Source organism: Candidatus Accumulibacter phosphatis (assembly GCF_012939955.1).
Taxonomy (GTDB): Bacteria; Pseudomonadota; Gammaproteobacteria; order Burkholderiales; family Rhodocyclaceae; genus Accumulibacter; species Accumulibacter delftensis.
The window spans coordinates 18952-42888 of record NZ_SPMY01000001.1; the positions used below are offsets into that span (position 1 = coordinate 18952).

At 64.0% G+C, this 23937-nt stretch carries 23 protein-coding genes, 1 tRNA gene and 1 pseudogene; 13 read left to right on the forward strand and 12 right to left on the reverse strand.

Translation table 11 applies throughout. The features are described from left to right. Nucleotides 1-124 precede the first annotated feature (124 nt). Together queF and E4Q23_RS00080 are read left to right on the forward strand one after the other, a co-directional pair. Nucleotides 125-544, forward strand: a complete 420-nt coding sequence (gene queF / locus E4Q23_RS00075) for a preQ(1) synthase (protein WP_169064753.1) — start codon at nucleotides 125-127, stop codon at nucleotides 542-544. Nucleotides 545-548: 4 nt separating this feature from the next. Beyond that, entirely contained in the window at nucleotides 549-1256 is a 708-nt protein-coding gene (locus E4Q23_RS00080; protein ID WP_169064754.1) for a YecA family protein, read from the forward strand. Nucleotides 1257-1281: 25 nt separating this feature from the next. On the opposite strand, the gene E4Q23_RS00085 is transcribed toward E4Q23_RS00080, so the two are convergent. After that, the gene (locus E4Q23_RS00085) at nucleotides 1282-2211 is read right to left on the reverse strand and encodes a DMT family transporter (RefSeq protein WP_336511569.1); all 930 of its coding nucleotides are present in this window, start codon (nucleotides 2209-2211) and stop codon (nucleotides 1282-1284) included. A 65-nt stretch (nucleotides 2212-2276) separates the two neighbouring features. On the opposite strand from E4Q23_RS00085, the gene dapC reads away from it, so the two are divergent. From dapC to E4Q23_RS00125, 8 genes and pseudogenes are all read left to right on the forward strand, one after another. Further along, a complete protein-coding gene (gene dapC, locus E4Q23_RS00090) occupies nucleotides 2277-3470 on the forward strand; it encodes a succinyldiaminopimelate transaminase (RefSeq protein ID WP_169064755.1) in 1194 nt (397 codons plus the stop codon). Between the two features lie 10 nt (nucleotides 3471-3480). Continuing rightward, nucleotides 3481-4302 (forward strand): 2,3,4,5-tetrahydropyridine-2,6-dicarboxylate N-succinyltransferase, encoded by an 822-nt coding sequence (gene dapD, locus E4Q23_RS00095; protein ID WP_169064756.1) that lies wholly within the window; start codon nucleotides 3481-3483, stop codon nucleotides 4300-4302. Between the two features lie 38 nt (nucleotides 4303-4340). Beyond that, nucleotides 4341-5526 (forward strand): annotated as a pseudogene (locus tag E4Q23_RS00100) (PilT/PilU family type 4a pilus ATPase). Nucleotides 5527-5539: 13 nt separating this feature from the next. After that, complete coding sequence (gene dapE, locus E4Q23_RS00105) at nucleotides 5540-6778, forward strand: succinyl-diaminopimelate desuccinylase (protein ID WP_248595145.1); 1239 nt, start codon at nucleotides 5540-5542, stop codon at nucleotides 6776-6778. Then, nucleotides 6771-7664: a 50S ribosomal protein L3 N(5)-glutamine methyltransferase gene (gene prmB, locus E4Q23_RS00110; protein ID WP_169064757.1), complete on the forward strand. Its 894-nt coding sequence runs from the start codon at nucleotides 6771-6773 to the stop codon at nucleotides 7662-7664. Before dapE ends, prmB begins: the two co-directional genes overlap by 8 nt. 50 nt (nucleotides 7665-7714) lie before the next feature. After that, nucleotides 7715-8377, forward strand: coding sequence for a GDSL-type esterase/lipase family protein (locus E4Q23_RS00115; RefSeq protein WP_291996994.1), 663 nt, complete (start codon nucleotides 7715-7717; stop codon nucleotides 8375-8377). 70 nt (nucleotides 8378-8447) lie between these two features. Then, nucleotides 8448-11144, forward strand: coding sequence for an aminopeptidase N (gene pepN / locus E4Q23_RS00120; RefSeq protein WP_169064758.1), 2697 nt, complete (start codon nucleotides 8448-8450; stop codon nucleotides 11142-11144). Nucleotides 11145-11285: 141 nt separating this feature from the next. Then, nucleotides 11286-11362: transfer RNA gene (locus E4Q23_RS00125), tRNA-Arg, on the forward strand. Between the two features lie 439 nt (nucleotides 11363-11801). On the opposite strand, the gene E4Q23_RS00130 is transcribed toward E4Q23_RS00125, so the two are convergent. Beyond that, entirely contained in the window at nucleotides 11802-12044 is a 243-nt protein-coding gene (locus E4Q23_RS00130) for a helix-turn-helix transcriptional regulator (RefSeq protein WP_169064759.1), read from the reverse strand. 102 nt (nucleotides 12045-12146) lie between these two features. On the opposite strand from E4Q23_RS00130, the gene E4Q23_RS24445 reads away from it, so the two are divergent. Further along, nucleotides 12147-12281, forward strand: a complete 135-nt coding sequence (locus E4Q23_RS24445) for a hypothetical protein (RefSeq protein WP_272873616.1) — start codon at nucleotides 12147-12149, stop codon at nucleotides 12279-12281. Between the two features lie 149 nt (nucleotides 12282-12430). Here the strand turns inward: E4Q23_RS24445 and E4Q23_RS00135 are convergent, their stop codons facing one another. From E4Q23_RS00135 to E4Q23_RS00180, 10 genes are all read right to left on the reverse strand, one after another. Continuing rightward, on the reverse strand, nucleotides 12431-12727 hold the full coding sequence (locus E4Q23_RS00135; protein WP_169064760.1) for an HU family DNA-binding protein: 297 nt from the start codon (nucleotides 12725-12727) through the stop codon (nucleotides 12431-12433). Nucleotides 12728-12771: 44 nt separating this feature from the next. Next, nucleotides 12772-13185: a hypothetical protein gene (locus E4Q23_RS00140; RefSeq protein ID WP_169064761.1), complete on the reverse strand. Its 414-nt coding sequence runs from the start codon at nucleotides 13183-13185 to the stop codon at nucleotides 12772-12774. An 82-nt stretch (nucleotides 13186-13267) separates the two neighbouring features. Next, complete coding sequence (locus tag E4Q23_RS00145; protein ID WP_169064762.1) at nucleotides 13268-15343, reverse strand: conjugal transfer protein TraN; 2076 nt, start codon at nucleotides 15341-15343, stop codon at nucleotides 13268-13270. After that, a complete protein-coding gene (locus E4Q23_RS00150; RefSeq protein WP_169064763.1) occupies nucleotides 15343-16539 on the reverse strand; it encodes a hypothetical protein in 1197 nt (398 codons plus the stop codon). The genes E4Q23_RS00145 and E4Q23_RS00150 overlap by 1 nt, the downstream gene beginning before the upstream one ends. After that, nucleotides 16536-17219 carry a type-F conjugative transfer system pilin assembly protein TrbC gene (gene trbC / locus E4Q23_RS00155; RefSeq protein ID WP_169064764.1) on the reverse strand — a complete coding sequence of 228 codons (684 nt, stop codon included), beginning with the start codon at nucleotides 17217-17219 and terminating at the stop codon, nucleotides 16536-16538. The genes E4Q23_RS00150 and trbC overlap by 4 nt, the downstream gene beginning before the upstream one ends. A gap of 31 nt (nucleotides 17220-17250) precedes the next feature. After that, entirely contained in the window at nucleotides 17251-18264 is a 1014-nt protein-coding gene (traU, locus tag E4Q23_RS00160; protein ID WP_169064765.1) for a conjugal transfer pilus assembly protein TraU, read from the reverse strand. Then, the gene (gene traW, locus E4Q23_RS00165) at nucleotides 18248-18877 is read right to left on the reverse strand and encodes a type-F conjugative transfer system protein TraW (protein WP_169064766.1); all 630 of its coding nucleotides are present in this window, start codon (nucleotides 18875-18877) and stop codon (nucleotides 18248-18250) included. Before traW ends, traU begins: the two co-directional genes overlap by 17 nt. Nucleotides 18878-18976: 99 nt before the next feature. After that, on the reverse strand, nucleotides 18977-20947 hold the full coding sequence (gene mobH, locus E4Q23_RS00170; protein WP_169064767.1) for a MobH family relaxase: 1971 nt from the start codon (nucleotides 20945-20947) through the stop codon (nucleotides 18977-18979). Between the two features lie 96 nt (nucleotides 20948-21043). After that, complete coding sequence (locus tag E4Q23_RS00175) at nucleotides 21044-21385, reverse strand: hypothetical protein (protein ID WP_169064768.1); 342 nt, start codon at nucleotides 21383-21385, stop codon at nucleotides 21044-21046. A 1-nt stretch (nucleotide 21386) separates the two neighbouring features. Continuing rightward, nucleotides 21387-21869: a S26 family signal peptidase gene (locus tag E4Q23_RS00180; protein ID WP_169064769.1), complete on the reverse strand. Its 483-nt coding sequence runs from the start codon at nucleotides 21867-21869 to the stop codon at nucleotides 21387-21389. Nucleotides 21870-22056: 187 nt separating this feature from the next. Here E4Q23_RS00180 and E4Q23_RS00185 point away from each other — a divergent pair, with 187 nt between their 5' ends. Together E4Q23_RS00185 and E4Q23_RS23210 are read left to right on the forward strand one after the other, a co-directional pair. Beyond that, nucleotides 22057-22530: a heavy metal-binding domain-containing protein gene (locus E4Q23_RS00185; RefSeq protein WP_169064770.1), complete on the forward strand. Its 474-nt coding sequence runs from the start codon at nucleotides 22057-22059 to the stop codon at nucleotides 22528-22530. Between the two features lie 492 nt (nucleotides 22531-23022). Continuing rightward, nucleotides 23023-23895 (forward strand): hypothetical protein, encoded by an 873-nt coding sequence (locus E4Q23_RS23210; protein WP_211203557.1) that lies wholly within the window; start codon nucleotides 23023-23025, stop codon nucleotides 23893-23895. Nucleotides 23896-23937: the final 42 nt, after the last annotated feature.

Genomic DNA, 23937 nt, shown 5'->3' on the forward strand with positions numbered 1-23937 from the left:
AGCAACATTCCAGCCGGGTGCAAAATCGGTCGCCTATAATAGCATTCTGCCTAGCCAGTTTGCCTGCCCTTGGCCTTCCTGGCCCCCTTCACACCTCCTGGACTACCAGTCACTCGGAACAAGCATGAGCACAAGCCCGGCCGAAACGCTTGCCACCTTCGCCAATCCCGCACCGCAACGGGATTTCCGCATCCACATGGAAATCCCCGAATTCACCTGTCTGTGCCCGAAGACCGGGCAGCCGGATTTCGCGACCCTCATCCTCGATTACATCCCGGAGGAAAGCTGCGTCGAACTCAAGAGCTTGAAGCTGTATATCTGGTCGTTCCGCAACATCGGCTGCTTTCATGAAGACGTCACCAACCGCATTCTTGACGACCTGGTCAGTGCCACCCAGCCCCGCTACATGCAGCTGCGCGCACGCTTCTACGTCCGCGGCGGTATTTTCACGACGGTGGTCGCCGAACACCGCCAGGCAGGCTGGACGCCGGCGCCAGGGATTCCACTCGCCGCCTTCGACAGCCAATCGCCCACCCGAGACTGAAACCATGAGCCTGCCCGCGACCCTTGCCGACCCACAGCTTCTGCGCCTCGAACAGCTACTCGGCGACCCGGCCCTGCCGGAGACGATGCAACTTGACGAAGCGCACGGCTTTCTTTGTGCGGCGCTTGCCGGCCCGCAGCCGATGGCTGAAGAGCAGTGGCTGAGCGAGATACTCGGCAAGCCCCAGGCGGGCCGCGAAGACCTCCTCCGAGAAACCGCCGAGCTGCTGCGCCCTTTCGTCGCCGCACTGGAAGCCGAACTGGCAAGTGGCGAACCGCCGTTGCTGCTGCTCTATCCCATCGACGGCGACAAGAACAGTGCCGGCGATTACATTCCCTGGTGCGAGGGCTACCTGCAAGGTGTCGACGCGGCGTCCGAAGACTGGTTCGACGCCCTGGGAGCCGACGACGAGAAGGAAGACAGTGACGAGATCTCCTACCTCGACGAACTGCTCTTCCCGCTGTTCCTGCTCACCGGCGACGCTGGAACAGCCGCCCTCGACGCTGGCGAGGAGTGGCCGTCGGGTGAGGAACTCGGCCGCCTGGAGGCGGAATGCGAAGAGAAGTTGCCGCAGGTGGTGAGCGCAATCTACCGCTTCTGGGTCGCCCAGCGCAGCATCAAGACCATCCGCCGCGAAGCCCCAAAAATCGGTCGCAACGACCCCTGCCCATGTGGCAGCGGCAAGAAGTTCAAGAAGTGCTGCGGGGCCTAGCACCGCCACCGCGCCCGCGCCATCGTCAGCTTTCCCGATCGAGCCGGCGCACTGCCGTGCGCTCCTCCATGCGCGCCGAAAACAGGCTGGCGGCGACGATCAGCGCGCCGCCGAGCCAGTCACGCGGCGCCAGTGATTCGTCGGCGATCAGCCAGGCGGCGAGGGCGGCAAAGCCGATTTCGGTGAGCATGATCACTACCGCGCGGTTGGCGGCGACCCGTGCCAGACCGAACTGGACGACGAGGTTGGCGACGACCAGCACGCAGCCGAGCGCGGCGAGCAACAGCCACAGCGACGGCGCACTTGGCAGCTCCGGGCTGCCGACGCCAGCCAGCAGGAGCAGGGCGCCGGCGATCACCACTCCGGCGAAGGCGGCCATGACCTTGCTTTCGATCGGTAAATGACCAGTTCGCCGCGAGAGCACGTTGAACAGGGCAAAGGAGAAGCCGGCCATCAAGCCGAGCCAGTCGGCGAGATCCTGCGGTGCCGGCAGGCCCGCCTGCGGCTGCCAGAGCATGCTCGCGGCACCGAGCAGCGACAGGGCGATGACGCCGGCACCGGCGTAGTTGAGGCGCTCGTCGAGCAGCAGGCGCGACAGCAGGACGGTCCATAAGGGCGCCAGGTAGAAGAGGAGCAGGACGCGCACCACTTCGCCGTTGAGCGTTGCCAGGACGTAGCCAAGGTTGCAGCCAGCGGCCGCCAACGCCAGCCAGAGCAGCGCCCACGACGGCGCCCAGGCAAGCGGCGATCGACGGAAGATCAGCAGGCCGAGGACGAAAGCAATGCCGTAGCTGAGCGTCGAAGAAACAATGCCATCGACGCCAGCGTCACGGAGCAGCCGGTAGGGGTACCAGATGACACCCCAGACCAGCGCCCCGCCGAGCAGGGCGCCGATCGCCAAACGCTGCTCGCGCGCACCACCAAGGCCGGCAATCTGCTGCGCCTTTCCTTTCACCGTCAGTCGATGCCCCTTATAATCCTCGGCACAATCCAGCGCCCCGCGACGAGAAAATCACGCCTGTGAATCCCCACCTCAGCAAGCTGCAGCCCTACCCCTTCGAGAAACTCCGGCAACTCTTCGCCGACATCAAGCCAAATCCCGGCCTGCGTGAGATCCGGCTGTCGATCGGCGAGCCGCAGCACGCCACACCGGCGTTCATCAAGGATGCGCTAAGCGCCAACCTGGCCGGACTGGCGAGCTATCCTACCACTCTCGGCAGCGCCGAACTGCGCCGCAGCCTGGCCGCATGGCTGGGCCGGCGCTATGGCCTCGACGGCCTCGATCCCGAGACGCAGGTGATGCCGGTGAACGGTTCGCGCGAAGCCTTGTTCGCTTTCGCCCAGACGGTCATTGATCGCACGCGCGGCTACACACCGCTGCTCGTCAGCCCGAACCCCTTCTACCAGATCTACGAAGGGGCAGCCTATCTCGCCGGCGCCGAGCCGCGCTTTCTCAATACCCTGCCGGACGACGATTACGCGTTCGACTTCGCGAGCCTCAGCGAGGCCGAATGGCAGCGCGTGCAACTGTTCTATGTCTGCTCGCCGGGCAACCCGACCGGCAAGGTCCTCAGTCTCGACGACTGGCGACAGCTCTTCGCCCTCGCCGACCGCTACGACTTCGTCATCGCCTCCGACGAGTGCTACTCGGAGATCTACGGCGACGAGACGCAGCCACCGCTCGGCTGCCTGCAGGCCGCGCGTCTGCTCGGTCGAGGCGAGCAGCGCCTGCTCATGTTCTCCAGCCTTTCCAAGCGCTCCAATGTCCCCGGCATGCGCTCGGGCTTCGTCGCCGGTGACCCGGCGCTGCTCAAATCCTTCCTGCTCTACCGTACCTATCACGGTAGCGCGATGAATCCGGCCGTGCAGGCGGCAAGTATCGCCGCCTGGAACGACGAAGCGCACGTCATCGAGAACCGCCGCCAGTATCGGGAGAAGTTCGCTGCGGTCACCCCGCGCCTGGCCGAAGTGCTCGACACGGCGCTGCCCGACGCCGGTTTCTATCTCTGGGTGCGGACGCCGATCGATGACGGCGAGTTCGCCCGCGGACTGCTCGCTGACTATAATGTGGTCCTTCTGCCCGGCAGCACCCTGGCACGTAACGCGCGCGGGATCAATCCGGGCGCCGGTTTCGTGCGCATTGCACTGGTCGCACCGCTTGCCGATTGCGTCGAAGCGGCCGAACGCATCCATTCATTCGTTTCAAAACTCTAGGGAAACCGCCATGCAGGCAATCCAGCAAGTCATCGATGAGGCCTGGGAAAACCGCGCCTCGCTGCAACCCGGCAATGCCGACGAAAGCATTCGCCAGAACGTGGCCACCGTTCTCAAGCAACTCGACGAAGGCAACCTGCGCGTTGCCGAGAAGATCGACGGCGAGTGGGTGACACACCAGTGGATCAAGAAAGCCGTCCTGCTCTCCTTCCGTCTGACCGACAACAGCCTGATCGAAGCCGGTCCGCTGCGCTATTTCGACAAGGTTCCGAGCAAGTTTGCCGATTACGACAGCGAGAAGTTTGCCAGCGGCGGCTTCCGCGTCGTGCCGCCGGCAACCGCTCGTCGCGGCTCTTTCATTGCCAGGAACGTGGTTCTGATGCCGTCTTACATCAATATCGGCGCCTACGTCGACGAAGGAACGATGGTCGACACCTGGGCCACAGTCGGCTCTTGCGCGCAGATCGGCAAGAACGTGCATCTCTCCGGTGGCGTCGGTATCGGCGGCGTCCTCGAACCCCTGCAGAGCAACCCGACAATCATCGAGGACAACTGCTTTGTCGGTGCCCGCTCGGAAGTCGTCGAGGGGGTCATCGTCGGTGCAGGCTCGGTGATCTCGATGGGCGTCTTCATCGGCCAATCGACGAAGATCCTGGACCGCGAAACCGGCGCGGTCAGCTATGGCTACGTGCCGCCGGGGTCGGTCGTGGTGTCCGGCAGCATGCCGGGCAAGGGGGGCAGCTACAGCCTCTACTGCGCGGTGATCGTCAAGAAAGTCGACGCCCAGACGCGCGCCAAGACGAGCATCAACGATCTCCTGCGCAGCGACTGAGCGCCACCGTGCAGAGCCCTGAAGCGACGGACAAACGCCTGATCCTCGACAAGCTGTTTCAGGTGATGGCGGACCGGCAGGCGTCGGATATTTTCATATCCGCCGGCGCGCCGATCCACATCAAGATTCAGGGCATCACGGTGCCGGTCAATCAGCAGATGATGGAACCGGCGATGATCGAAAAGATCGCCCTTGAACTGATGAACGCCGAGCAGGCGCACACCTTCGAGGCGACCAAGGAGATGAACCTCTCGATCGGCGTCCCCAAGCTCGGCAATTTTCGCATCAACCTGTTTCGCCAGCGCGGCTCGATCTCCATTGTCGTCCGTTACATCCTCGGCAATATCCCGGCGCTCGATTCGCTGCTCTTGCCGCCGGTCCTCGCCGACCTGGTCATGGAAAGGCGCGGTCTGATCCTGATCGTCGGTTCGACGGGCTCGGGAAAGTCGACCACCATTGCCTCGATGCTCGATTATCGCAACAGCAATTGCGCCGGCCACATCCTGACCATCGAAGATCCGATCGAGTATCTCTTCAAGCACAAGAAGTCGATCGTCAACCAGCGCGAAATCGGCATGGACACCCTGGGCTGGAACAACGCCTTAAAAAAGCGCCATGCGGCAAGCACCGGACTGTATTCTGATCGGCGAGATCCGCGACAAGGAAACGATGCAGGCGGCAATTGCCTACGCCCAGACGGGCCACCTCTGCCTGGGCACCCTGCACGCCAACAACAGCTACCACGCACTCAACCGGATGATCAACTTCTTCCCGCTCGATAGCCGCAGCGCGCTGTACATGGACCTCTCGGTGAGCCTGAAGGCGATCGTTTCGCAGCGCCTGGTAAAGCGCAAGGAAGGCAAGCTGGCGCCAGCCGTCGAAGTTCTGCTGAACAGCTATCACGTCCAGGAACTGGTCGAGCGCGGCGACATCCCGGCCCTCAAGGAGGCCATGGAGCAAAGCCTCGCACCCGGTTCGCAGACTTTCGAACAAGCGCTTTTCAAGCTCTACCGCGCAGACGTGATTACCCTGGAAGAGGCGCTGAGCAATGCCGATTCACCGACCAACCTGTCCTGGCTGATCAACAACTTCGAAGCAGCGCCGGCACCGCGTCGCGACGACAAGTTGAGCACGTCATCATACGAGCTATCGGAAAGCGACCCCAGCAGCGCTTCCTTCAAGGAGTTCTCGCTCAGTCTCCACGACGCTGACGAGCAAGCCTAGCCAGGCGCGCACGATGAACAGGGACAGCGCTACTGAGATGGCCAAGGACAGCAAGCTGGCAGTCGCCAACGAGGCGACGCTGGCAGTCGCCAACGAGGCGACGCTTGCACTCGCCAACGAGGCGACTCTTGCACTCGCCGAGCAACTCATCGCCTGTCGCTCGCTGACCCCCGACGACGCCGGCTGCCTGCCGATCATCGCCCGCCGTCTTGAAGCCATCGGCTTCCGCTGCGAGTTCATCAAGCGCGGCGCGGTAAGCAACCTCTGGGCGCGGCGCGGCCACAGCAGCCCCTTGCTCTGTCTGGCCGGCCACACCGACGTTGTCCCCAGCGGCCCACTCGAACAATGGCACAGCGACCCCTTCCAGCCGCTGCGCAAGGAGGGGATGCTGTACGGGCGCGGCGCCGCCGACATGAAAGCTTCGCTGGCGGCCTTCGTCACCGCCGCCGAAGCCTATGTCGCCGGCAAGCCCGAGCACGGCGGCTCGATCGCCTTCCTGCTCACTTCCGATGAGGAAGGCGACGCCATCGATGGCACGGTCGCCGTCACCGAGGCCTTGCGCCAACGCGGCGAGACGATCGACTACTGCATCATCGGCGAGCCGACCTCGGTCAACACGCTCGGCGACATGGTCAAGAATGGACGCCGCGGATCGCTGTCGGGGAAACTGACCGTCAAGGGTGTGCAGGGCCACATCGCCTACCCGCATCTGGCAAGAAATCCGATTCATCTGGCAGCCCCGGCGATTGCCGAGCTGACGCAGACGGTCTGGGATCAGGGCAACGAGTTTTTCCCGCCGACCACCTGGCAAATCTCCAACATCCACGGCGGCACCGGCGCCAGCAATGTCATTCCAGGCAGCGTCGATATCCAGTTCAACTTCCGCTTTGGTACGGCCAGCACACCCGAGCAACTGCAAGCGCGAACCTGCGCGCTGCTCGACCGCCACCAGCTGACCTACGAACTGGCGTGGAACTTGAGCGGCAAGCCTTTCCTGACCGGCCACGGCGCGCTGATCGACGCCTCGCTGCAGGCGATTCGCGCCGAAACCGGCGTCGAAGCCGAGCTGTCGACCAGCGGCGGCACTTCGGACGGTCGCTTCATCGCCGAGATCTGCGCACAAGTGATCGAAATCGGCCCGGTCAATGCCAGCATCCACAAGGTCAACGAAGCCGTCGAAATCGCCGCCCTGCCACGACTCGCAGCCATCTACCGCCGTATTCTCGAAGCCTTGCTGCCCAGCCATGTTTGAACAGGCACAAAACGAACTGCGCACCTTGCGCGATCTGCTGCGCTTTGCCGTCAGCCGCTTCAGCGAAGGCGGACTGTTCTTCGGACACGGCGCCGACAACGCCTGGGACGAAGCGGTTTATCTGCTGCTGCACAGCCTGCACCTGCCACTTGATCGGCTCGAGCCTTTTCTCGACGCCGGCCTGACCAGCGACGAGCGCACGGCCGTACTGCGCATCATCGAGCGGCGCATCTGCGAACGCCTGCCGGCCGCCTACCTGACCAACGAAGCCTGGTTGGCCGAATATCGCTTCTATGTCGATCAACGGGTGATCGTGCCGCGCTCCTTCATCGCCGAATTGCTGCGCGAGCAGCTGGCGCCATGGATCGACGACCCGGAGAGCGTGGCGTCCGTTCTCGACCTATGCACCGGTTCCGGCTGCCTGGCGATTTTCGCCGCGCATGCCTTCCCGGCGGCCAGCGTCGACGCCATCGACATTTCGCCCGACGCGCTGGCCGTGGCCGAGCGTAACGTCAGCGACTACGAGCTGACGGCGCGTATCCGGCTACTCGAGAGCAACCTCTTCGCCGCGCTCGGCAAGGAGCGCTACGACCTGATCATCAGCAACCCGCCTTACGTCAATGCCCCATCGATGCGCAGCCTGCCCGCCGAATACCAGCGCGAGCCCGCCCTGGCGCTGGCCAGCGGTGAGGACGGGCTCGACCTGACGCGGGCCATCCTCGCGACAGCGCGCGAACGCCTCACGCCGAACGGCCTGCTGGTCGTCGAAATCGGCCACAACCGGGAGCAGCTCGAAGCGGCCTTCCCGGATACCGCCTTTACCTGGCTGGACACCGCGGCCGGCGATCAGTACGTCTTCCTGCTGCATCGCGACCAGCTGCCGTGAGCGGGCTACGCGCTGCGCTACGCCCTGCGCTACACCCTTGTTTGCGCTCTGTGGCTGCGGCGCTCCACTTCCCCCTGCAGCGGCTGCTTCTGGCCACGACCCTGCTGCTGGCCTTGCTGCTGGCCAGCGGCTGCAGCGAGACGACGCAAGGAACGGCGCTGCCGGCCGGAAGCGCGGTCCTGGCCTTCGGCAACAGCATTACCTTCGGCACCGGCGCCCAGCCTGGCGAAGACTATCCGACCGAGCTGGCAGCGCTCAGCGGCTGGCAGATCACCAACGCCGGCATCCCCGGCGACACCAGCGCGGCAGCCCGCGAGCGGATCGAGGCCGCCCTGGCGGCGACCTGGCCGGCACTGGTCATCGTCGAACTGGGCGGCAACGATTTCCTGCGCCGACGCCCGGCAGCCGCCGTCAAGGAAGATCTGCGGGCCATCGTCAGCGCCATTCGCGACTCCGGCGCGCAGGTGGTACTGGTCGCCGTCCCCAAGTTCTCGCTGCTCGGCGCCATCAGCGGCCGCTTGCCCGATTCTGAAATCTACGCCGAGCTGGCCAGCGAAGAAAAGCTGGCGCTGGTCGACAGCGTTCTCGCCGAGGTCCTCGCCAAACCGGAACTGAGAGCTGACCCCATCCACCCCAACGCCGACGGCTACCGACAACTGGCGACAGGCATCGCCGAACAGCTGCGCCAGGCTGGTTTGCTCAAGGCGCCGTAGGCACCGGCCAACGCCAAGCATCGCCCTGGCGATAATCATGGTCGGGCAAGCCGACAGACAAGGACCCCCGATGAACAGCGAAACCCCGCAGCGCATCCACCGCCTGGATTACACACCGCCGCCTTTCCTCGTCGACAGCGTCGAACTCGACGTGCACTTCAACGCCGGCGAAGTGCTGGTCAACAGCCAGCTGCAACTGCGGCGCAATCCCCTGGCTGCCCTGGCTGCGGAGGCAAGCCCCCTGCCACCGCTACAACTCGACGGCCAGGGGCTGGAAACGATCTCCGTAGCCATCGACGGCAGCGTTCTCGGCCAGGACCAATACCACTGCAGCGACTCACTGCTGACCATCGTCAATCCGCCGGACACGCTGACGCTGCGTACGCAGGTGCGTATCGATGCCGACCACAACAGCAGCCTGTCCGGACTTTTTCGCTCCAAGGATGGCTATTTCACCCAGTGCGAGGCGCAGGGTTTCCGCCGCATCACTTGGTTTCCGGATCGCCCGGACATCATGTCGCGCTACCAGGTCACCCTGCATGCCGACAAGACCCGCCTGCCGGTACTGCTGGCCAACGGCAACCCGGTCGGCAGCGGCGACGAGGGGCCTGACCGCCACTGGGCGAAATGGGAAGACCCCTTCTTCAAGCCCTGCTATCTCTTCGCCCTGGTTGCCGCCCGCCTCGACGTGCTGCGCGACGAGTTCACCACCAGCAGCGGGCGCAGCGTTCAGCTCGCCGTCTTCGTCGAGCCCGGCAAGCTCGACCAGTGCGCGCACGCCATGGACGCCCTCAAGCGCTCGATGCGCTGGGATGAGGAAGTCTTCGGCCTGGAATGCGATCTCGACCACTACATGATCGTCGCCGTCGGCGACTTCAACATGGGAGCGATGGAAAACAAGGGCCTCAACGTCTTCAACACCAAGTACGTCCTGGCCCGTGCCGACATCGCCACCGACGCCGACTACCAGAACATCGACCGCGTCGTCGCGCACGAATACTTCCACAACTGGACCGGCAACCGGGTCACCTGTCGCGACTGGTTCCAGCTATCGCTGAAGGAAGGGCTGACCGTCTATCGCGACCAGGAATTCGGCGCCGACATGCACAGTCGTGCGGTCACCCGCATTCGCGAAGTGCGCGCCCTGCGCGCCATGCAGTTTCCCGAAGACGCCGGCCCGATGGCCCATCCGGTGCGCCCCGATTCGTATATCGAGATCAACAACTTCTACACCAGCACCGTTTACGACAAGGGTGCCGAAGTGGTGCGCATGATCGAAACGCTGATCGGCAAGCAAGCTTTCCGGCGCGGCATGGACCTCTACTTCGAGCGCCATGATGGCCAGGCGGTGACCTGCGACGACTTCGTCGCGGCCATGGCCGACGCTTCCGGCGTCGACCTGACGCAGTTCAAGCGCTGGTACGACCAGGCCGGCACACCGCGCCTCTGGGCCAGCGGCCACTACGACGAGGAAGCGCGCAGCTATACCCTGACGCTGTCGCAATCGCTGCCCACACGCGCCGCCGCGGACGCCACCTCCGAGCCGCTGCACAGTCCGCTGCACAGTCCCTTCCACATCCCGGTGGCCATCGGCCTCAACGGCGCAGACGGCGAAGACATGCCGCTGCTGATCGCCGGTGAAGACAGCACCGCCGACAGCGGCCGGACGACGCGCGTCCTCTCGCTGACCGACTTCGAGCAGCAGTTCGTCTTCACCGAGCTGGCCGCCGCCCCCGTCGTTTCGCTGCTGCGCGACTTCTCGGCGCCGGTGATTCTCGATTTCTCCTGGAGCGACGAAGAGCTGGCGCACCTGCTGGCCCACGACAGCGACCCCTTCAATCGCTGGGAAGCCGGGCAACGCCTGGCCAGCCGCCTGATCCTGGCAGCCGCCGAAGACATCTCGGTCGGCCGCGCTGCCTACTGGCCGCAAACCTTCGTCGAAGCCGCCGCACGGCTTCTCGAAAACGCCGCTGCCGATCCCGCTTTCGCCGCCGAAGCCCTGACCCTGCCCGGCGAAGCGACCCTTGCCGAAGAGATGGCCATGGTCGACCCGAGCGCCCTGCACGAAGCGCGCAATGGCCTGCGCCGTTTTGTCGCCGAACAACTGGGTGGCGCGCTGCTGCACGCTTACGAAACGCACGCCACCAGCGGCCCTTACCAGGCGACACCGGCGGCCGCCGGGCGGCGCGCGCTGCGCAACCTCTGCCTGGGCTATCTGGGCGAGCTGAACAGCGCCGAGTCGCGCGCCCTGGCCATGCGCCAGTTCGAGACAGCCAACAACATGACCGACCAGTTGGCGGCGCTGGCAACCCTGGCGCAGGACGACTGCCCGGAACGTGTGCAGGCACTGGACAGCTTCTACGAGCGCTGGCACGACGAAGCGCTGGTGGTCGACAAATGGCTGTCGGTACAGGCGGCGAGCCGCCTTCCCGACACGCTCGCGGTGGTCAGAGAGCTGCTCGATCACCCGGCTTTCGATCTGCGCAATCCGAACAAGGTCTACGCGCTGCTCAACACTTTCGGCAACAATCATGTCCGTTTTCACGCCGCCGACGGCGGCGGCTACCTTTTCCTCGCCACACAGATCGGCGAGATCGATCGCCTCAACCCGCAGGTCGCCGCACGTCTGGCACGCCGCTTCGATCGCTGGCGGAAGTTCGACCAGCCGCGCCAGCAACAAGCCAGCTTCGCCCTCGAAAAGCTGCGCTCAATCGATGGCCTGTCGTCGGATGTACGCGAGATCGTCGGGCGCGCGCTGGATCAGTAAGCCGGCATTCTCGCACTCGGCCTCGCCGCAAGGCAGGCGCGCAGCGCGGCGGGGAAAACCGCCGCGGACGCGAAAATTGGCCAGATAGTGCTTGAGCACGGCCGATCGCCTCTGTATAATTCGCCGCTTCAGCAAGGCAAGGCGCCCGTAGCTCAGTTGGATAGAGTACTTGGCTACGAACCAAGGGGTCGGGCGTTCGAATCGCTCCGGGCGCACCAATAGATTCAAACACTTAAGCCACCCTCGAGGTGGCTTTTTTTGTCTCTAGCAGACGCTGGCATGAAAATGTGCCCAACAAAGTGCCCAACAGATTCGTAGGCTTGGACGTGGGCCTAGTCGTCCGCTCGAATAAGCGGGTTGGCAGTGAATCTGTTCCTCCCAGCCCCAAGGCGACGAGTATGGACGGGTGGTGCGCGGAAGCAAGGCTTGGGCACGCCGGGGACGCATCCGCTATTCGTCAGCCACACGCAAGAGCAGGAGCCACGAAAACCGGCCGCCAGCAGATCCAGCGAGTCGGTACGGCATACGCACAGCTCGTGACGTAACGGCATTGGCAGACCCGTTTGAGGCGACGGCGTGCGCCGAGCGCGATTGGGACCACTCGACGGAAAGGGGCTGCAGACGGGTTCCAGGATCGTGCGGTGCGCATCCGCGCAGTCAATCCGTCAACGCGGATGTTGGCGTTGCGCCTGAATTCGGCGAAGGGCTCACCTGACCGAGCCGACTCGCCTGGATCTGTTCGCTGATCCACGTCTGCACCTCAGCCTCGACCCATCCGGACGAGCGCCCGAGCTTGATCTGTTTGGGAAATTCGCCGCGCTTGATCTTGGCGTAAATTGATGATCGGCCAAGCCCCACCATGGACTTGACCTGGGGAAGACGTATCAACCGTTGATTCATAGCATCACCTCACGTTCCATCGGACAGCCCAGATTCATCCGCGCCAAGCATCGATTCCATGAGCCAACTTTAGTACGGCAACGAGAGGATCACGGTGCCGAAATGCGAACTTTCCGAGCGCTTTTCGTACTTCGCTGGACGCTGGCGGTGAATGGTGGAGGGCAATTGCTCGACGATGGGTTGCGGTCAAACGACCAGCAGCGCCGCTACAGCCTGCTCGCAGCCAGCGTCATGTGACGGCGCCAAGCGGGTCGCCAATCGATCCGCAAAGGTGATCAGAGGCCAGCGAGTGAATGGGCCTGGCATTCACTCGCAATGCAGCGACCGCGACGCTCGTTGATCCTTTTTTCCAGACCTCGGCTGGCGACAGGTGACACGTGAACCGTCTAGCTGTTGTTGGCTTCGCAGTTGCCGGCCACTGCGTGCTTGAAGACGGCACCCGCAGAGAACTTGGGCACCGTCGTGGCGGCAATGCTGAGCTTCGCGCCAGTTTTCGGGTTCTTGCCTTCGCGAGCCGCGCGCGGTGCCGCTTTGAAAGATCCAAAGCCCACCAGCGTCACCGAATCGCCGTTGGCGACGGCTGCCACGATTTCTTCAAGCAGAACATCGACCGCACGGCCCGCGGCCACCTTGGACAGATCAGCTTTGCTCGCCAGCGCTTCAATTAGCTCGGACTTGTTCATTGAGGTACTCCCGGTTGGTGGTTAGTGAGGGCCCGATTCTCTCATCATTGCCGGCGCGACTCGCCGGAAAACACCCGCGACGCCGCGTCAAGGTCGATCCCTTCAGTCGGTAGCTGCCCGTCACGGCACAGATTGAGTTCGTAGCGAACGGCCAGTGGAATCCGCTTGCCATCCTTCGTCGGCACGTCCTCCTGGATCAGCGTCGCCTCCAGGCGAGCACAACCAGCCTCGGCAAACTTCCTCAATGTTCTGACCTGAAGCCGCACCGGCGCAGGCGACCGCGTCTGCCCCTTGAAGAAGTCCGCCATCCGCCCACTCAGCTCCCCGTCGGATCGACCATCGGGCGCATCGATCGCCGCGATCAGATGTTGCTTCAAGTCCGCAGCAACAACGTCGCTGGTGCCCAGCAGACCCAGCACGGACAGCGCCATCGCAAGGGTTTTCGGAGGTGCTTTCATCGAATCTCCCTGAGAAAATTCACGCCACCCACCTGTCCGAAGACATCGCGTCCTTGCCCGGGAAGTGCAGCGTGCTCAGTCATCACCGGTTGTAGTAGCTATTGACGCGCTGCTCGACGGTGCCCGAGACGTTCTGCCCGATCGACGACGCAGTGGGCACGCGCACGCTGGCCGTGACTTCCGCGATGAACTCGCCCAGGTCGATGCGCGAGAAATCGAGCCGTTCGAACTCTTCGGGGGTGAATCCAGAACAGTCCGGACCCCTGCCGCTGCCCCAGCCTTTGCCAATCTGTCCCCTGCCCTGTTCATTGATCAATCGGGCCAGGCGAGAGTTGAAACAGCAATACGACTGGGTCTGCTCGATGCACGTCCTGATGATCGGCACCCGGGCCGAACAGAACGAACCCACCGCGACACAGAGATTGGCATCGCGGTGCATCGCCAGCAGTTGCTCGGCCTGGTCGCACGAGAGCAGATCGGAGAGCAGTTCGAGGGCCACCGCCACGGCCAGCGAGTAAGGATCGAAATAGAAATTGAAGCTGCCCAGCGAGCCGATGGAAAAAATTGGTCCGCCGAGCAGGCCACTGGTCATCGTCCCGGTGGACAAGGTCAGCCCATAGAAACTGAACGAAGGCTGGAAATTCGTCGGCGTGAACAGCACCTCGGACGAAATCATCGCTTTCGCGCCCGCTTCGAGATAGCCCGCGTACTGCGGGTACATGAAATCGAAGACGTACTTACTGCCGGCGTTCACCGCCAGCTGCCCTCCCGCGTAGGCCCCCTGGATCGCCGCCGACATCAGCGCGTTGTTGCTTTTCGCCGCGCCACTGCCGCCCTTCCTGCAGCAGTTCACCAGACCGAAGAGCCGCTTGCGACACTGCTCGGTGACGCCCGTGAACAGCCGCTGATCGCCACCATAGACGCCGGCTTCCCGTGCCGCCTCCAGCGTGGCCATCACCTTGCCGAAGTCCTGATCGGCGGGATGGCTGGTGTCGAAACAGCCACCGCCCTGACAGAACGCCGCCTGATCGCACGCCGTGCGCTGCGTCTGGACCGCCGGCGAGGTCTGGCACGAGTAGGTGCGCTCGTTCAGGTCGCAAGCGCCCGACGGCAGACGATCAACACAATCGCTACCCACCTGGGTGCATCCCCGGTCGATCAGTTCCTGACAGTCATCGCTCAGCGCTGTCGCGGCGCAGGTGTAGTCCTCCGACCACGCCCAGCAGGAGTCGCCCGCACTTTGGGCCCGTTCCGGCAGCGGCGAGACGCTGTCCAGGCAGACCTGCAAGCCGTTGATCGTCTTGCACGGCGTGTTGTCCGTGCAGGTGTGCGCGGCGTGGACGCAGTTGCTGCTTTCCGACAGCGAGGTGCAGCCGCTGGTGTCGAGGGTGTTCGAGGTGATGGTGTACGAGGTGTCGAGTTGCACGACCGTCGGCGGGTTGGTCGATGCCGTCACGTTGGTGCACTGATACTGGCGCGTGTATTGATTGCACGACCCGTCGAAGGCCGTGCTGTCGCACGTTGAAGTGACCAGCGTACAGCCCTCGGTCGCCTTGATCGCCGCGCAGTAATCGAGGGGGTCGTCGACAATGCACGAATAGTCGTCCTGATAGCGCCAACAGCTCGCCGTCGAGTTCAGCCCGCCTTCCGGCGGCGTCACGCCGGCCAGGCAAACCGTCGCCCCGCTGGCGTCACGCCTGCACGGCGTCGAATCGACGCAGGTATGCGCCGCCAGACGACAGCGCGCGTTCTGCGCATAGCTGCTGCAGGCGCCGGCGTCGATGGCGTCGGTGAGCAGCGTGTAGCTGTTGCTCAAGCGCAGCGTGTTGCTCGGCTCGCCCTGGTCGGTGCCGCACTGGAAAGTCTTGCTATAGGTGTTGCACGTCCCGTTGAACGCCGTGTCGCTGCAGGTCGAACCGATCTGCCCGCAGCCGGCCGTGGTCAGCGCGGCGCAGTAGTCGATCGCCTCGGGCTTGATGCAGGTGTAGGTGTCCTGGTACTCCCAGCAACCGCCGACCTGCGCCAGAGTCACCACGATGCCGGAGATCGTCTTGCTCGCGGTGCTATCGACACAGGTCGAACTCGCCAGCTGACAGTCGCCGGCGATCGCCCGGCCAGCGAGTGTCATGGCGAACAGCATCGCAAGCAACGCCTTCATCACTGTGCTCGCTGCTGCAAGCTGGCGCACTCGCTCGACCGCCAACTGCTGACCGTCGTGGACATCGGCAGCTGCAGCGCCGCCCCGGTGCCGCTGCCGCCGGCAGAGTTGCAGCCGGCACTGACGTTGCGCACTGAGGGTGTGCAGGTGGTGGCGCTACAGCTGACGCTGAAATAGACGTAGAGATGGCAGCCATAACCCAGATCGCTGACGTAGTGATCGCTGACCGATTGACCCGGCGCGACCGCCACCGGAAAACGACCGTAGCTGCCATCCCAGGAATAACCCAGCGGGCGATAGTCGAAGCGATTGGCGCCGTCGCCGGAACGGTAGGGTTCCACCTCGTACGATCGGCCATCGCTGCCGCAATAGATGTTCATCGCCATGTACGGATCGACGCAGTGGCCGCAGTCGACGAACGCCGTGCGTCCGAGCCAGACACCGGGCGTGCATTGGCCAAATCCGACAGTGACGGAGACCCCTCGCCGGCAACTCAGCGACTCGTAGCCCTGCACGGTCTGATTGCACTGGTAGCGGTAGCGTGTATCGACCGCGATCTGTTGGCCGATGAAGCAAGAGGCATTGCTCACCGACTGCATCTGCTCGACGCATTGGTAGCGCTGATGCTGATCGACACGGATCTGCCGCGCGGTCGAACAGAAACTGCTGCTCACCGGCCGGTAGTCGTTGCACGTTTCCCGGCTGAACGACGCGGGCTGGGTCTCGGTCACCACCCGGCACTGTTCGGCAGGGTTCCCGGCGGCGATGCCGGTGGCGCCCATCGTGGGATTACGGGCAATCGCCCTGGCACGACTGATCAGCGGATCGTTGGCGCGATCTATCGAGAATGCCGGCCGTACCGCAGGATTGCGGGCCACGAAATTGACGGCGTCACACTCCTGCCGACGATAGGAATCCACGTCAGGCGCCTGGCTGGCGCAGTCGATGATCTTGGCCGTACCCGGTCCCGACAACTGCCCCTGCCCCGCCTGGAACACTTGCGATTGGGGGGTGCGCTGTCCGAACCCCGGCACGGTCGCGGCGCCGGTGCCGTTGCCGATTCCCTGGAAGGCGCTGTCGATCGTGCCGGCGCCCAGCGCTTTGCCCTCGGCAAACGCGCTGCTCGCAGCATCGCCCTGCGCCCAGGCACGGCTTGCCAGGATCAAAGCGAGGAGCAGCCAGCTCCGCTTGCTCATCGCTGTGATCCCGCGAGTCGTGAGGCATAGCGGCGCGCCACATCGGCCCACGCCGGCGCCTGTCGCTCGATGAGATCGAGCGCATAGTCCTGTGTGACATCACCGTCGACGCGGATGAAGCTCGACCCCGGGGCGCAGCCGTCTTCGCCGATCTTTGACGCCTGGCCCGACCGTGCCAGCACCAGTGCGGGCACCTGCCGCACCTTGAACTGTTTGAAGGCCGGTGGATGAATGATCGCCGTCACGTTTCGAGCGCCCACCAGCTCAGCGATTTCCTCACCCATGCGGGTGAGAGAATTCCCCTTGAGTCCGCGCAGGACCAGCACGGCGCCGGATTTCTCCGCCTGGGTGATGATTCGCTGCAGGGTTTCCTTCGGCAACGAAAAAGAGATGAAGACCATCAACTCCGGTTCGTCCTTGCCCGGTGCTGAGCCTGGCGTGGTCTGGCGGTAGGCTTCTGCCACCCGGGCAATGTCGGGCCCTGTGGTCGCCGGCTGCGGCAGCTTGGCCGGATCGGGAACCACCGGGCGGCCCATGCCCTTCGGCGCCTCGACGGCGTCCAGGGCAGAACCCATGCGCTCGCGGTGTGAACGCAGCTCAGTGTCAGTCGGTACTACCACCTGGGCGAGCGCGAACGTCACCGCCCCGCCCAAGGCACCGACGCCAATGCAACGTGCCAACAGCAAAATCCACGATCGCTTGCTCATGGCCTCAGAACGCGCCCTGGCAACAGTTGCGTTTGCGGAAGACCATGTACGCAAAGTCCTCGCCCTCGAAGGGAAACTCGCGCCCGGCGCCCCACAGGATCGTAGATCGCCCCAGCGGCTGGCAGCATTTCCCGGCAATCTGTGCAGTCTGGGGAATCGGATAGAGCATGTGATACTTGTAGCCGGTCTTATCCATGATCGGCTGCGGATAGTAGCCACACAGCCCGTCCTCGCCGGAGGCCGCCCACATCAGCCCTTCCCGGTGCATCTTGGCGATCAGGCGGGTCATTTCCAGACTCGATGCCTGGACGCCACCGATATGGGCCTGCACGTTGCCATTCAGCGGATAGAGGCTGCCCTGGCAGCCGGCACACCAGAACAGGGTGTTGAGCGGGAAGCCGGCAGTGGCCGCCGCGCAATCGGCGGCACAGGCGGCGCGGGCCGCCAGGTTGCCGAACAGCGCGACCTCGGGATTGAGGATGAAGGTCAGCTCGTCGTCGTGCCACATCGGGTCCAGTTCGGTGAGATAGGCGACATCGAAACCGCCCGGCGCCAGGCAGGCGTTGTCGAAGATCGCTTCCAGCCAGAAGATGACCGGATCGACGTACCAATGGACCTGATAGAAAGACGAGGTCGACGTGCTGTCCTGGCTGAAACGGGAGCCGCGGGGCGCATCGAACCCGGGATCAAGCTCGAGTCCGCCGAGACTGGTCAGGCAGAACGGGCGACGCACCACATCGACTCGCCTCACCGGCTCCCAAAAGCTCACCTTGAAACCCACGCGCAATTGGGAGGGGCACGCACAAAGCGGTGAGCCGCCGGGATTCGGCGTGTCTTCCTGCCCCATCGACAGCAGATCGAGGCCGCCGAAGCGGATCGGCAGCATGCAGCGCCAACAGATATCAGTGATCGGATTGGCGAAGCGGCCGGTGCAGGTCGGCGACGCCAAGGCAGGCCCGATACGCCCAATCGCCACCGCCAAGAAGAACAACAAGAGGCACTTACGGACGAACTTCATCGACCCTTAGCCTCTTGCCATCCTGACTGACCACCGCCGGCACCTGACGAATGCCGAGGCGGCGGTTCAAGCTACCGCCCTGGTCGTAGAAGACGCGGCGTTTCCACGAGCGCATTAGCGCCAGGGGCTCACCGGCGACCAGGATGGGTTTGGCGCCCCCCTCGGGGCTCGCCAGCGCCTGTTGCGCAAAGGCGACTTGGCGGCGATCCCGCCCGTCAAAGAACACGAGCCGTTCGCGGAGCGAAACGTGGTCGAGGGGATTCACCCTTAGTCCGCGCGCGAAAAGGATCGCGCCGTCGGCATTACGGATGTCGTGGTCGAGGATCAACGTCGGGTCGATGAAGAAGCGGCGCCGGGTGACGGTGGCCTTGAGGCCGTCGACGGGTCTGGGTTTCTCGACGGCAGCAACGACGCGATCGCGGTGTTCGTTCTGTTTCCGGGCGAGTTCGCCGGTCTTCTCCATGTATTTGAGACGTGACTCGATGACGTCCAGCAGATCCGGCTCTGCAATGTCGTAGGTCGGCCCGACGACACCGAGATCCTCCGCGTGCGCGATTGGCATCGAAGCGGCGAGCAGCAGGGCGAAGAACGGCAGTGGGGCTTGAATCGACATGGGAATCGATTCTGGTCTGCCGTCGGCGGCTGTGGATTTCGAAATGCGACTTTACGGGGCGCATTTCGCCTCGGCATGGCGCGATGATGGTTGCCGCGGCTACGCGCTCCGGTTCTGGCTGCCATCGCCAGCGGGCGGGACCGGAATTCGGTAGCAATGCGCCCGATTCCGCGTTTGACACAGAAACACTTCCGGGACGACGCTCCCAAGGCGCAGGATCTGCATCCTGGCCAGCTGGAGTCGCTCGACCAACAGGGGTTCGGCCTGGCGGGAGGGAATCCAGGTGAAGTTCCCCTCCCGCGCTGATGTCAGGACGCCAGTTTTTACGCCGTCGCGCAAGGTGGCGACGATGCCCTGAATCAACTTCAGCCGCTCGTCTTCACCGGGGTTCTTGGTCTTGCCCTGGCTCGGCCTGGCTTCCTGATCGGGTTGGGTAGCTGGAGGCGCTCCGATTGCGGGTTTGGGCTGTAGGTTTCCGATGGCCATGAGCTGCTTGACCGCGGGCTGGAGGCGAATCACTTTCCACGGCTGACCGTGCTCGACCTTGATCTCGGTCACCTTGCGAAACGGTGCCAAAGGATCAAGCGCCAGCCAGTTGCGGTGCGACAGCTCGTCGAGGATCGCCTTGCTGTCCAGACCGCAGCCAGTGAGCGCATCGGGCCACTTCAGACACAACACGCCGGTGGGGTCGATGTGGACCAGGGTCTCGGCAGCTTTCTTGCCCGCCTGAAGGTCGTGTGCAAGGGCCCGTAATGCTTCGCCGACGGCACCGTCGAGCTGATCGCTGCCCGCCGCTGGCAGGTTGGGCTTGGGCTCTGGGTTGGCAGCAGGCTCTGGCATCGGAGTGCGCCCAGACGAAGCGCCTGGTTCCGTGGCGGGCGATGACTTCGGGGTCGGGAGGTCAGCCGGCACTGTTGCGGGTTCGTCCTGCTCGATAAGCCTTCCCGGAACGCAGGGCGACGCGGGCTCGATGAGCAGCCCCGGCTCACGAAGCCTGATCGCCGTCAGTCGGATGTTCGAGATCTTCTCGGCCAGCACCGCCGGAGCGATCACCCAGTAGCGATGGCCGTCGGCACGATCCTCGCGAACACTCGCCAACTGCCGTTCCACGAGCATATCGAGAAGACTGTTCGGCGTTCTCGGCAAGCCCGGAATCTTTTCCTGATGAATGAGGGCGGCAATTTCCTCGCCAGCGGCCGGCCAGATCAGGTAGAGATGCCCATCGATATGCCAGAGTCGCGAGCCCGGTTGATTGACTCCCCAGGTTCCCTCACGAACCAGCCGGCGCATGATGTCGACAAGGAAGCGTTCGACCGGCAGGCCGATCTCGTAGCCGGTGAAGGCGACGCCAAGACTGCGCAGGTCGCGCTCGACGCTGGCCTGATCCGCGCGAATGACGAGATCGTGAATCGGGTTCTCGGCGCTGGGCGAGCCGTTGATCGTTTCCATCATCCACAGCACCAGCTCGGTATCGCCCGCGGCGATCCAGGCCAGCCCCTGCGGACTGATGATGCGCTCGGCAATCAAGGCGGAAATGGCCTGGTGCTTCTTGCCACGATTCTCGCGCCAATGCAGGAAGTAGCGATCGACCTGATGGCGGCCGGCCCAGCTGTAGAGGTCTTCGACGAAGGGGTTCCAGACCTGCGCGCCATCGCGACTGGTAACCACCAGGTCGGTGACCGGCTTGCCGACGTCGTGGCAGAGGGCCGCGAGGAAGACCGCCAGATGCCACCGCGGCTGGAGCTCGCGGCGACGTCGCGGCGCCTGCTCTCCGGGCAGCAGCACGCGATCACCGGACTGGAGCGACCACAGGGCGACTTCGGCTGCGTGACGCAGGAGTCCGCCGGCACCCCGGTGATGATGGGTCTGGCTGGCCGGCAGGAGATGTGCATAGGAGGCAAAACGGCAAAGCGACTGTCGATAGAACTGCTCGAATATCTCCGGCGACGCGAGTCCGGCTTCGCGGATTTGGCCGATCAGTTCCCGCTGCGTCTCGATGAGTTTGTCCGGGTGGGTTGTCGGCAGGCCCTTCATAAACGGCGGGTAGCGCGGAATCTCGTCGTCGTCCATGGCCAGCTCCGACGGAGGAGTCGACGGAAGGCCAGCGACCGGTTGTTGGCCTTGTCTATCCTGCCTCATCGCTTTCCTGAGAAAACCGAGCATCGGTCAGGCCTCCCCTTGGCCCATATCCAGCCGGGCTCGGCGCAAGCCGCGCCGAATCGCAGGTACACGGCGAAGGTGCTGGCGTGCCTGATCGGCGTCGATATCGAGAAGGTCGCAGATCGCGCGAAACGAATTGCCTGCCCTGGAGCGGTCATGAAAAATCCAGATCAGGGCGTCCCGCTGCGGGTCTTCGACGCTGCTGGCCGGTTTTTCGGCCGATCGTGTGTTGCCCTTGGCATCCTCGATCGCCTGATGAAGGACGGCGATCCACAGGCGCTTGGAGCGTTTGGCAACCTCGCGTACAGCGCAGTCGGCGAGGAGTCCCCAAGACCCGGTGCGTCGCACGTCAAAAGACCCGATGCGCTTTCCCGACAATCTGCTGCCGACTCACCCAGCCGGTCAGGCGATAGCGTGAATCGAGGCTGTCGGGATGCGAGCCGGCAACGTAGTAGCGCCCGTCGGGAATGATCCCGACCGGGCCAGTGTCCAGGGGCTCGCCGGTTCTGGCGCGCTCCTTGGCACGACCGACCGACTCGCCATCTACCCGGAAATCTCGCCCTGTCGCGGTAACGACGGAGCCGGGCAAGCCGATCAAGCGTTTGAGGAACAGGCTCCCGCGCGGATAGGGCCAGTTGGCCTCCCACCGGAAGGCCACCAGGTCCCCGCGCGCTGGCATCACGTCTTTCTCGACCAGAAAGAGCGTGCCGGGAAGGCTTTCGGTGAGGTTCAAGGCGAGCAGATAGGCGCGGCCAAAGGCCAAATGGGCGGCGATGACCCAAAGCAGCAGTGGAAACCAGCGTCCCAGGAGATCGAAAAGACGGATAGACATGCCGCCACTGTATCGGCGCCGCAAGCGTCAGGATTTGGAAATGCGCCCTGCGGTGACGCTTTTCAGCGGCAAGAAAATCGCCAATCCGTGCAGGCTCGGGAGGGTAACGAGCGTTATGCCGAAAGGTGCTTGCAGTCTTGCGGACCCATGAGAATCTGGAGCGGTAATCAACTGATTGGAGGCCTCCATGACTATCGCCGCTGCATCACAAACCAGCGCCATCTTCAGTACTTTGCCGCTGTTGGCGCTGCTGCTATTCGTCATCGCCGTGTTCCGCTGGAATCGGCGATCGAAGGCGGTTACGAAACGCCAGCTCGATCAACTGGAGCGGGAGCTCAAGGCCATCAGAAATGAGATCTTGCTGGTCACCACGAACACCGTTCCCGGCGAACGGACGGTCAGAACGATCGGCTACGTGGAGGCATTGTCCCAAACTGAGGCGGCATCCGACTGGGAGTACCGCCTGGCGGAGAAACAAGCGTTGTTGGATCTGGCGCGCCAGGGGCTTGCCATGGGGGCCAATGCCGTTGTGGGACTTCGCAAGAGCAATGCCCACTATGACCAGGCCGGATCGCAATGGCGAGTGTCGAGAGTCACCTACCAGGGAACGGCCGTCGTCGTCGGCCAGAAAGTGCCGAGCGCTGAATCGGCTGTGGCGTGAACGGAGCGCCATGGATGCGGGCATCCACACGTGGCTTGACGGCAAGGCCGGCTTGATCTGTGACCGGAGTGAGCATTCTGGCTCCTGCCACACGTAGATCCTGCCCTGCCTGCTCCGCAGGTCGCCGGAAAATCGACGCTGCCTCGCCTATCGCCCCTGACGGCATCGAAACGCTCGACCACGCCGAGACCGAAACCGACTACTCGTCGACCCGGTCCACCGCTTCACAGGCCAGCCCGATCCGGCGGTCAGCCTCTCCCTGAGATCGGTCTCGAGGTGCTCGACAAATCAGTTCTGAGCAGGCCCTTCGTCGGCACACAAGCGACCCACAGCGCGATGAAACTGATTCTCGTCGCGCACGAGAAATCAGTCCCCAGACTACTCGAACGCACGAGCTGAGAGATCACAGCGCCGAAGGCTCATCCTGTGAGCTTGCCGGTCGCTATCCGGCAGTCATCTGCCGGCAATGGCGCCGGACGAACAGGTAACTCCATGAAAAAAAAATATCCCCCGCTCCGCATCCAACCACCCAAACCGGCCGTCATCGCCGGCGTTGGCCAGACGCTACCGGTCCTCATCCGCGTCCAGGCGCCCGATCCCGAGCAGACGGCGACGAAGGCAAGCCGGCCCTATCATCTCGCCCTGGTCATCGAACGTCCCGGTTCGATGTCCGGGCCGCCGCTGGCCGAAGCGGTGCGCCGCGCCAGGCACATCGTCGATCAGCTGCAAGCCACCGACAGCGCAGCGCTTGTAGTCTTCGACGACTGCGTGCAGACCCTGGTCCCGGCCCGCCCGGTCGGTGACCGTCAGGCGCTGCACCTGGCCCTGTCGCAAGTCCATAGCAGCGGTTCGACCAACCTGCACGGTGGCTGGCAGACGCCGACGGCCTCCTGCTCGACGCCGGCCAGGCAGCGCTGGCGCGCGCCATCCTGCTCTCCGACGGCAACGCCAGTATCGGCAAGATCACCGACACTGCCGCGCTCTCCGGACAGGCAGCCGTCACCGCCGCGACACCCGGGGGCGCGCCGACAGCTTGCACACGCTACGGAAGCGCTTGCCGCGTGGAAGCCGGGCGAGGAACTGTGGGAAATGGTCTTCCAGCTGGCCAACGATAAAGCGCGCGCAACGGGAGAAAATGACCTGGTCCCGAATTGGATCGCACCAGGGCCGGTGAAGGTGCAGCGGCATGTACCCAGGCGTCCGTACACCCAAGAAGTCGAAGCTTTCAAGCGCCTGAAGCGGCAGCTCGATGCCTACCGGGTGGTGTTCGGGCAACCGCGGCAGGAAGAGCTGGTCACGCTGCTGGATCAAGCCGGGCTGGATGTCGCGCAGATGCGCGAGTGGGCGGTAGATCTGTCGCCGTGAGCGTGGCGACATCGTGAGCCCAGGCCAGCCTGAAATACGCTT

Excerpts from the sequence above, each read along its gene's own strand:
- E4Q23_RS00140 (WP_169064761.1), bottom strand. The coding sequence starts at position 13,185 with ATGAAAGCACCTCCGAAAACCCTTGCGATGGCGCTGTCCGTGCTGGGT.
- E4Q23_RS00130 (WP_169064759.1), bottom strand. The coding sequence starts at position 12,044 with ATGAATCAACGGTTGATACGTCTTCCCCAGGTCAAGTCCATGGTGGGG.
- E4Q23_RS00145 (WP_169064762.1), bottom strand. The coding sequence starts at position 15,343 with ATGAAGGCGTTGCTTGCGATGCTGTTCGCCATGACACTCGCTGGCCGG.
- dapD (WP_169064756.1), top strand. The coding sequence starts at position 3,481 with ATGCAGGCAATCCAGCAAGTCATCGATGAGGCCTGGGAAAACCGCGCC.
- prmB (WP_169064757.1), top strand. The coding sequence starts at position 6,771 with ATGTTTGAACAGGCACAAAACGAACTGCGCACCTTGCGCGATCTGCTG.
- E4Q23_RS00080 (WP_169064754.1), top strand. The coding sequence starts at position 549 with ATGAGCCTGCCCGCGACCCTTGCCGACCCACAGCTTCTGCGCCTCGAA.
- E4Q23_RS00150 (WP_169064763.1), bottom strand. The coding sequence starts at position 16,539 with ATGAGCAAGCGGAGCTGGCTGCTCCTCGCTTTGATCCTGGCAAGCCGT.
- dapE (WP_248595145.1), top strand. The coding sequence starts at position 5,540 with ATGAACAGGGACAGCGCTACTGAGATGGCCAAGGACAGCAAGCTGGCA.
- E4Q23_RS00185 (WP_169064770.1), top strand. The coding sequence starts at position 22,057 with ATGACTATCGCCGCTGCATCACAAACCAGCGCCATCTTCAGTACTTTG.
- E4Q23_RS00135 (WP_169064760.1), bottom strand. The coding sequence starts at position 12,727 with ATGAACAAGTCCGAGCTAATTGAAGCGCTGGCGAGCAAAGCTGATCTG.
- queF (WP_169064753.1), top strand. The coding sequence starts at position 125 with ATGAGCACAAGCCCGGCCGAAACGCTTGCCACCTTCGCCAATCCCGCA.
- pepN (WP_169064758.1), top strand. The coding sequence starts at position 8,448 with ATGAACAGCGAAACCCCGCAGCGCATCCACCGCCTGGATTACACACCG.
- E4Q23_RS23210 (WP_211203557.1), top strand. The coding sequence starts at position 23,023 with ATGAAAAAAAAATATCCCCCGCTCCGCATCCAACCACCCAAACCGGCC.
- mobH (WP_169064767.1), bottom strand. The coding sequence starts at position 20,947 with ATGGACGACGACGAGATTCCGCGCTACCCGCCGTTTATGAAGGGCCTG.
- E4Q23_RS00180 (WP_169064769.1), bottom strand. The coding sequence starts at position 21,869 with ATGTCTATCCGTCTTTTCGATCTCCTGGGACGCTGGTTTCCACTGCTG.
- traU (WP_169064765.1), bottom strand. The coding sequence starts at position 18,264 with ATGAAGTTCGTCCGTAAGTGCCTCTTGTTGTTCTTCTTGGCGGTGGCG.
- E4Q23_RS24445 (WP_272873616.1), top strand. The coding sequence starts at position 12,147 with ATGCGAACTTTCCGAGCGCTTTTCGTACTTCGCTGGACGCTGGCGGTG.
- traW (WP_169064766.1), bottom strand. The coding sequence starts at position 18,877 with ATGTCGATTCAAGCCCCACTGCCGTTCTTCGCCCTGCTGCTCGCCGCT.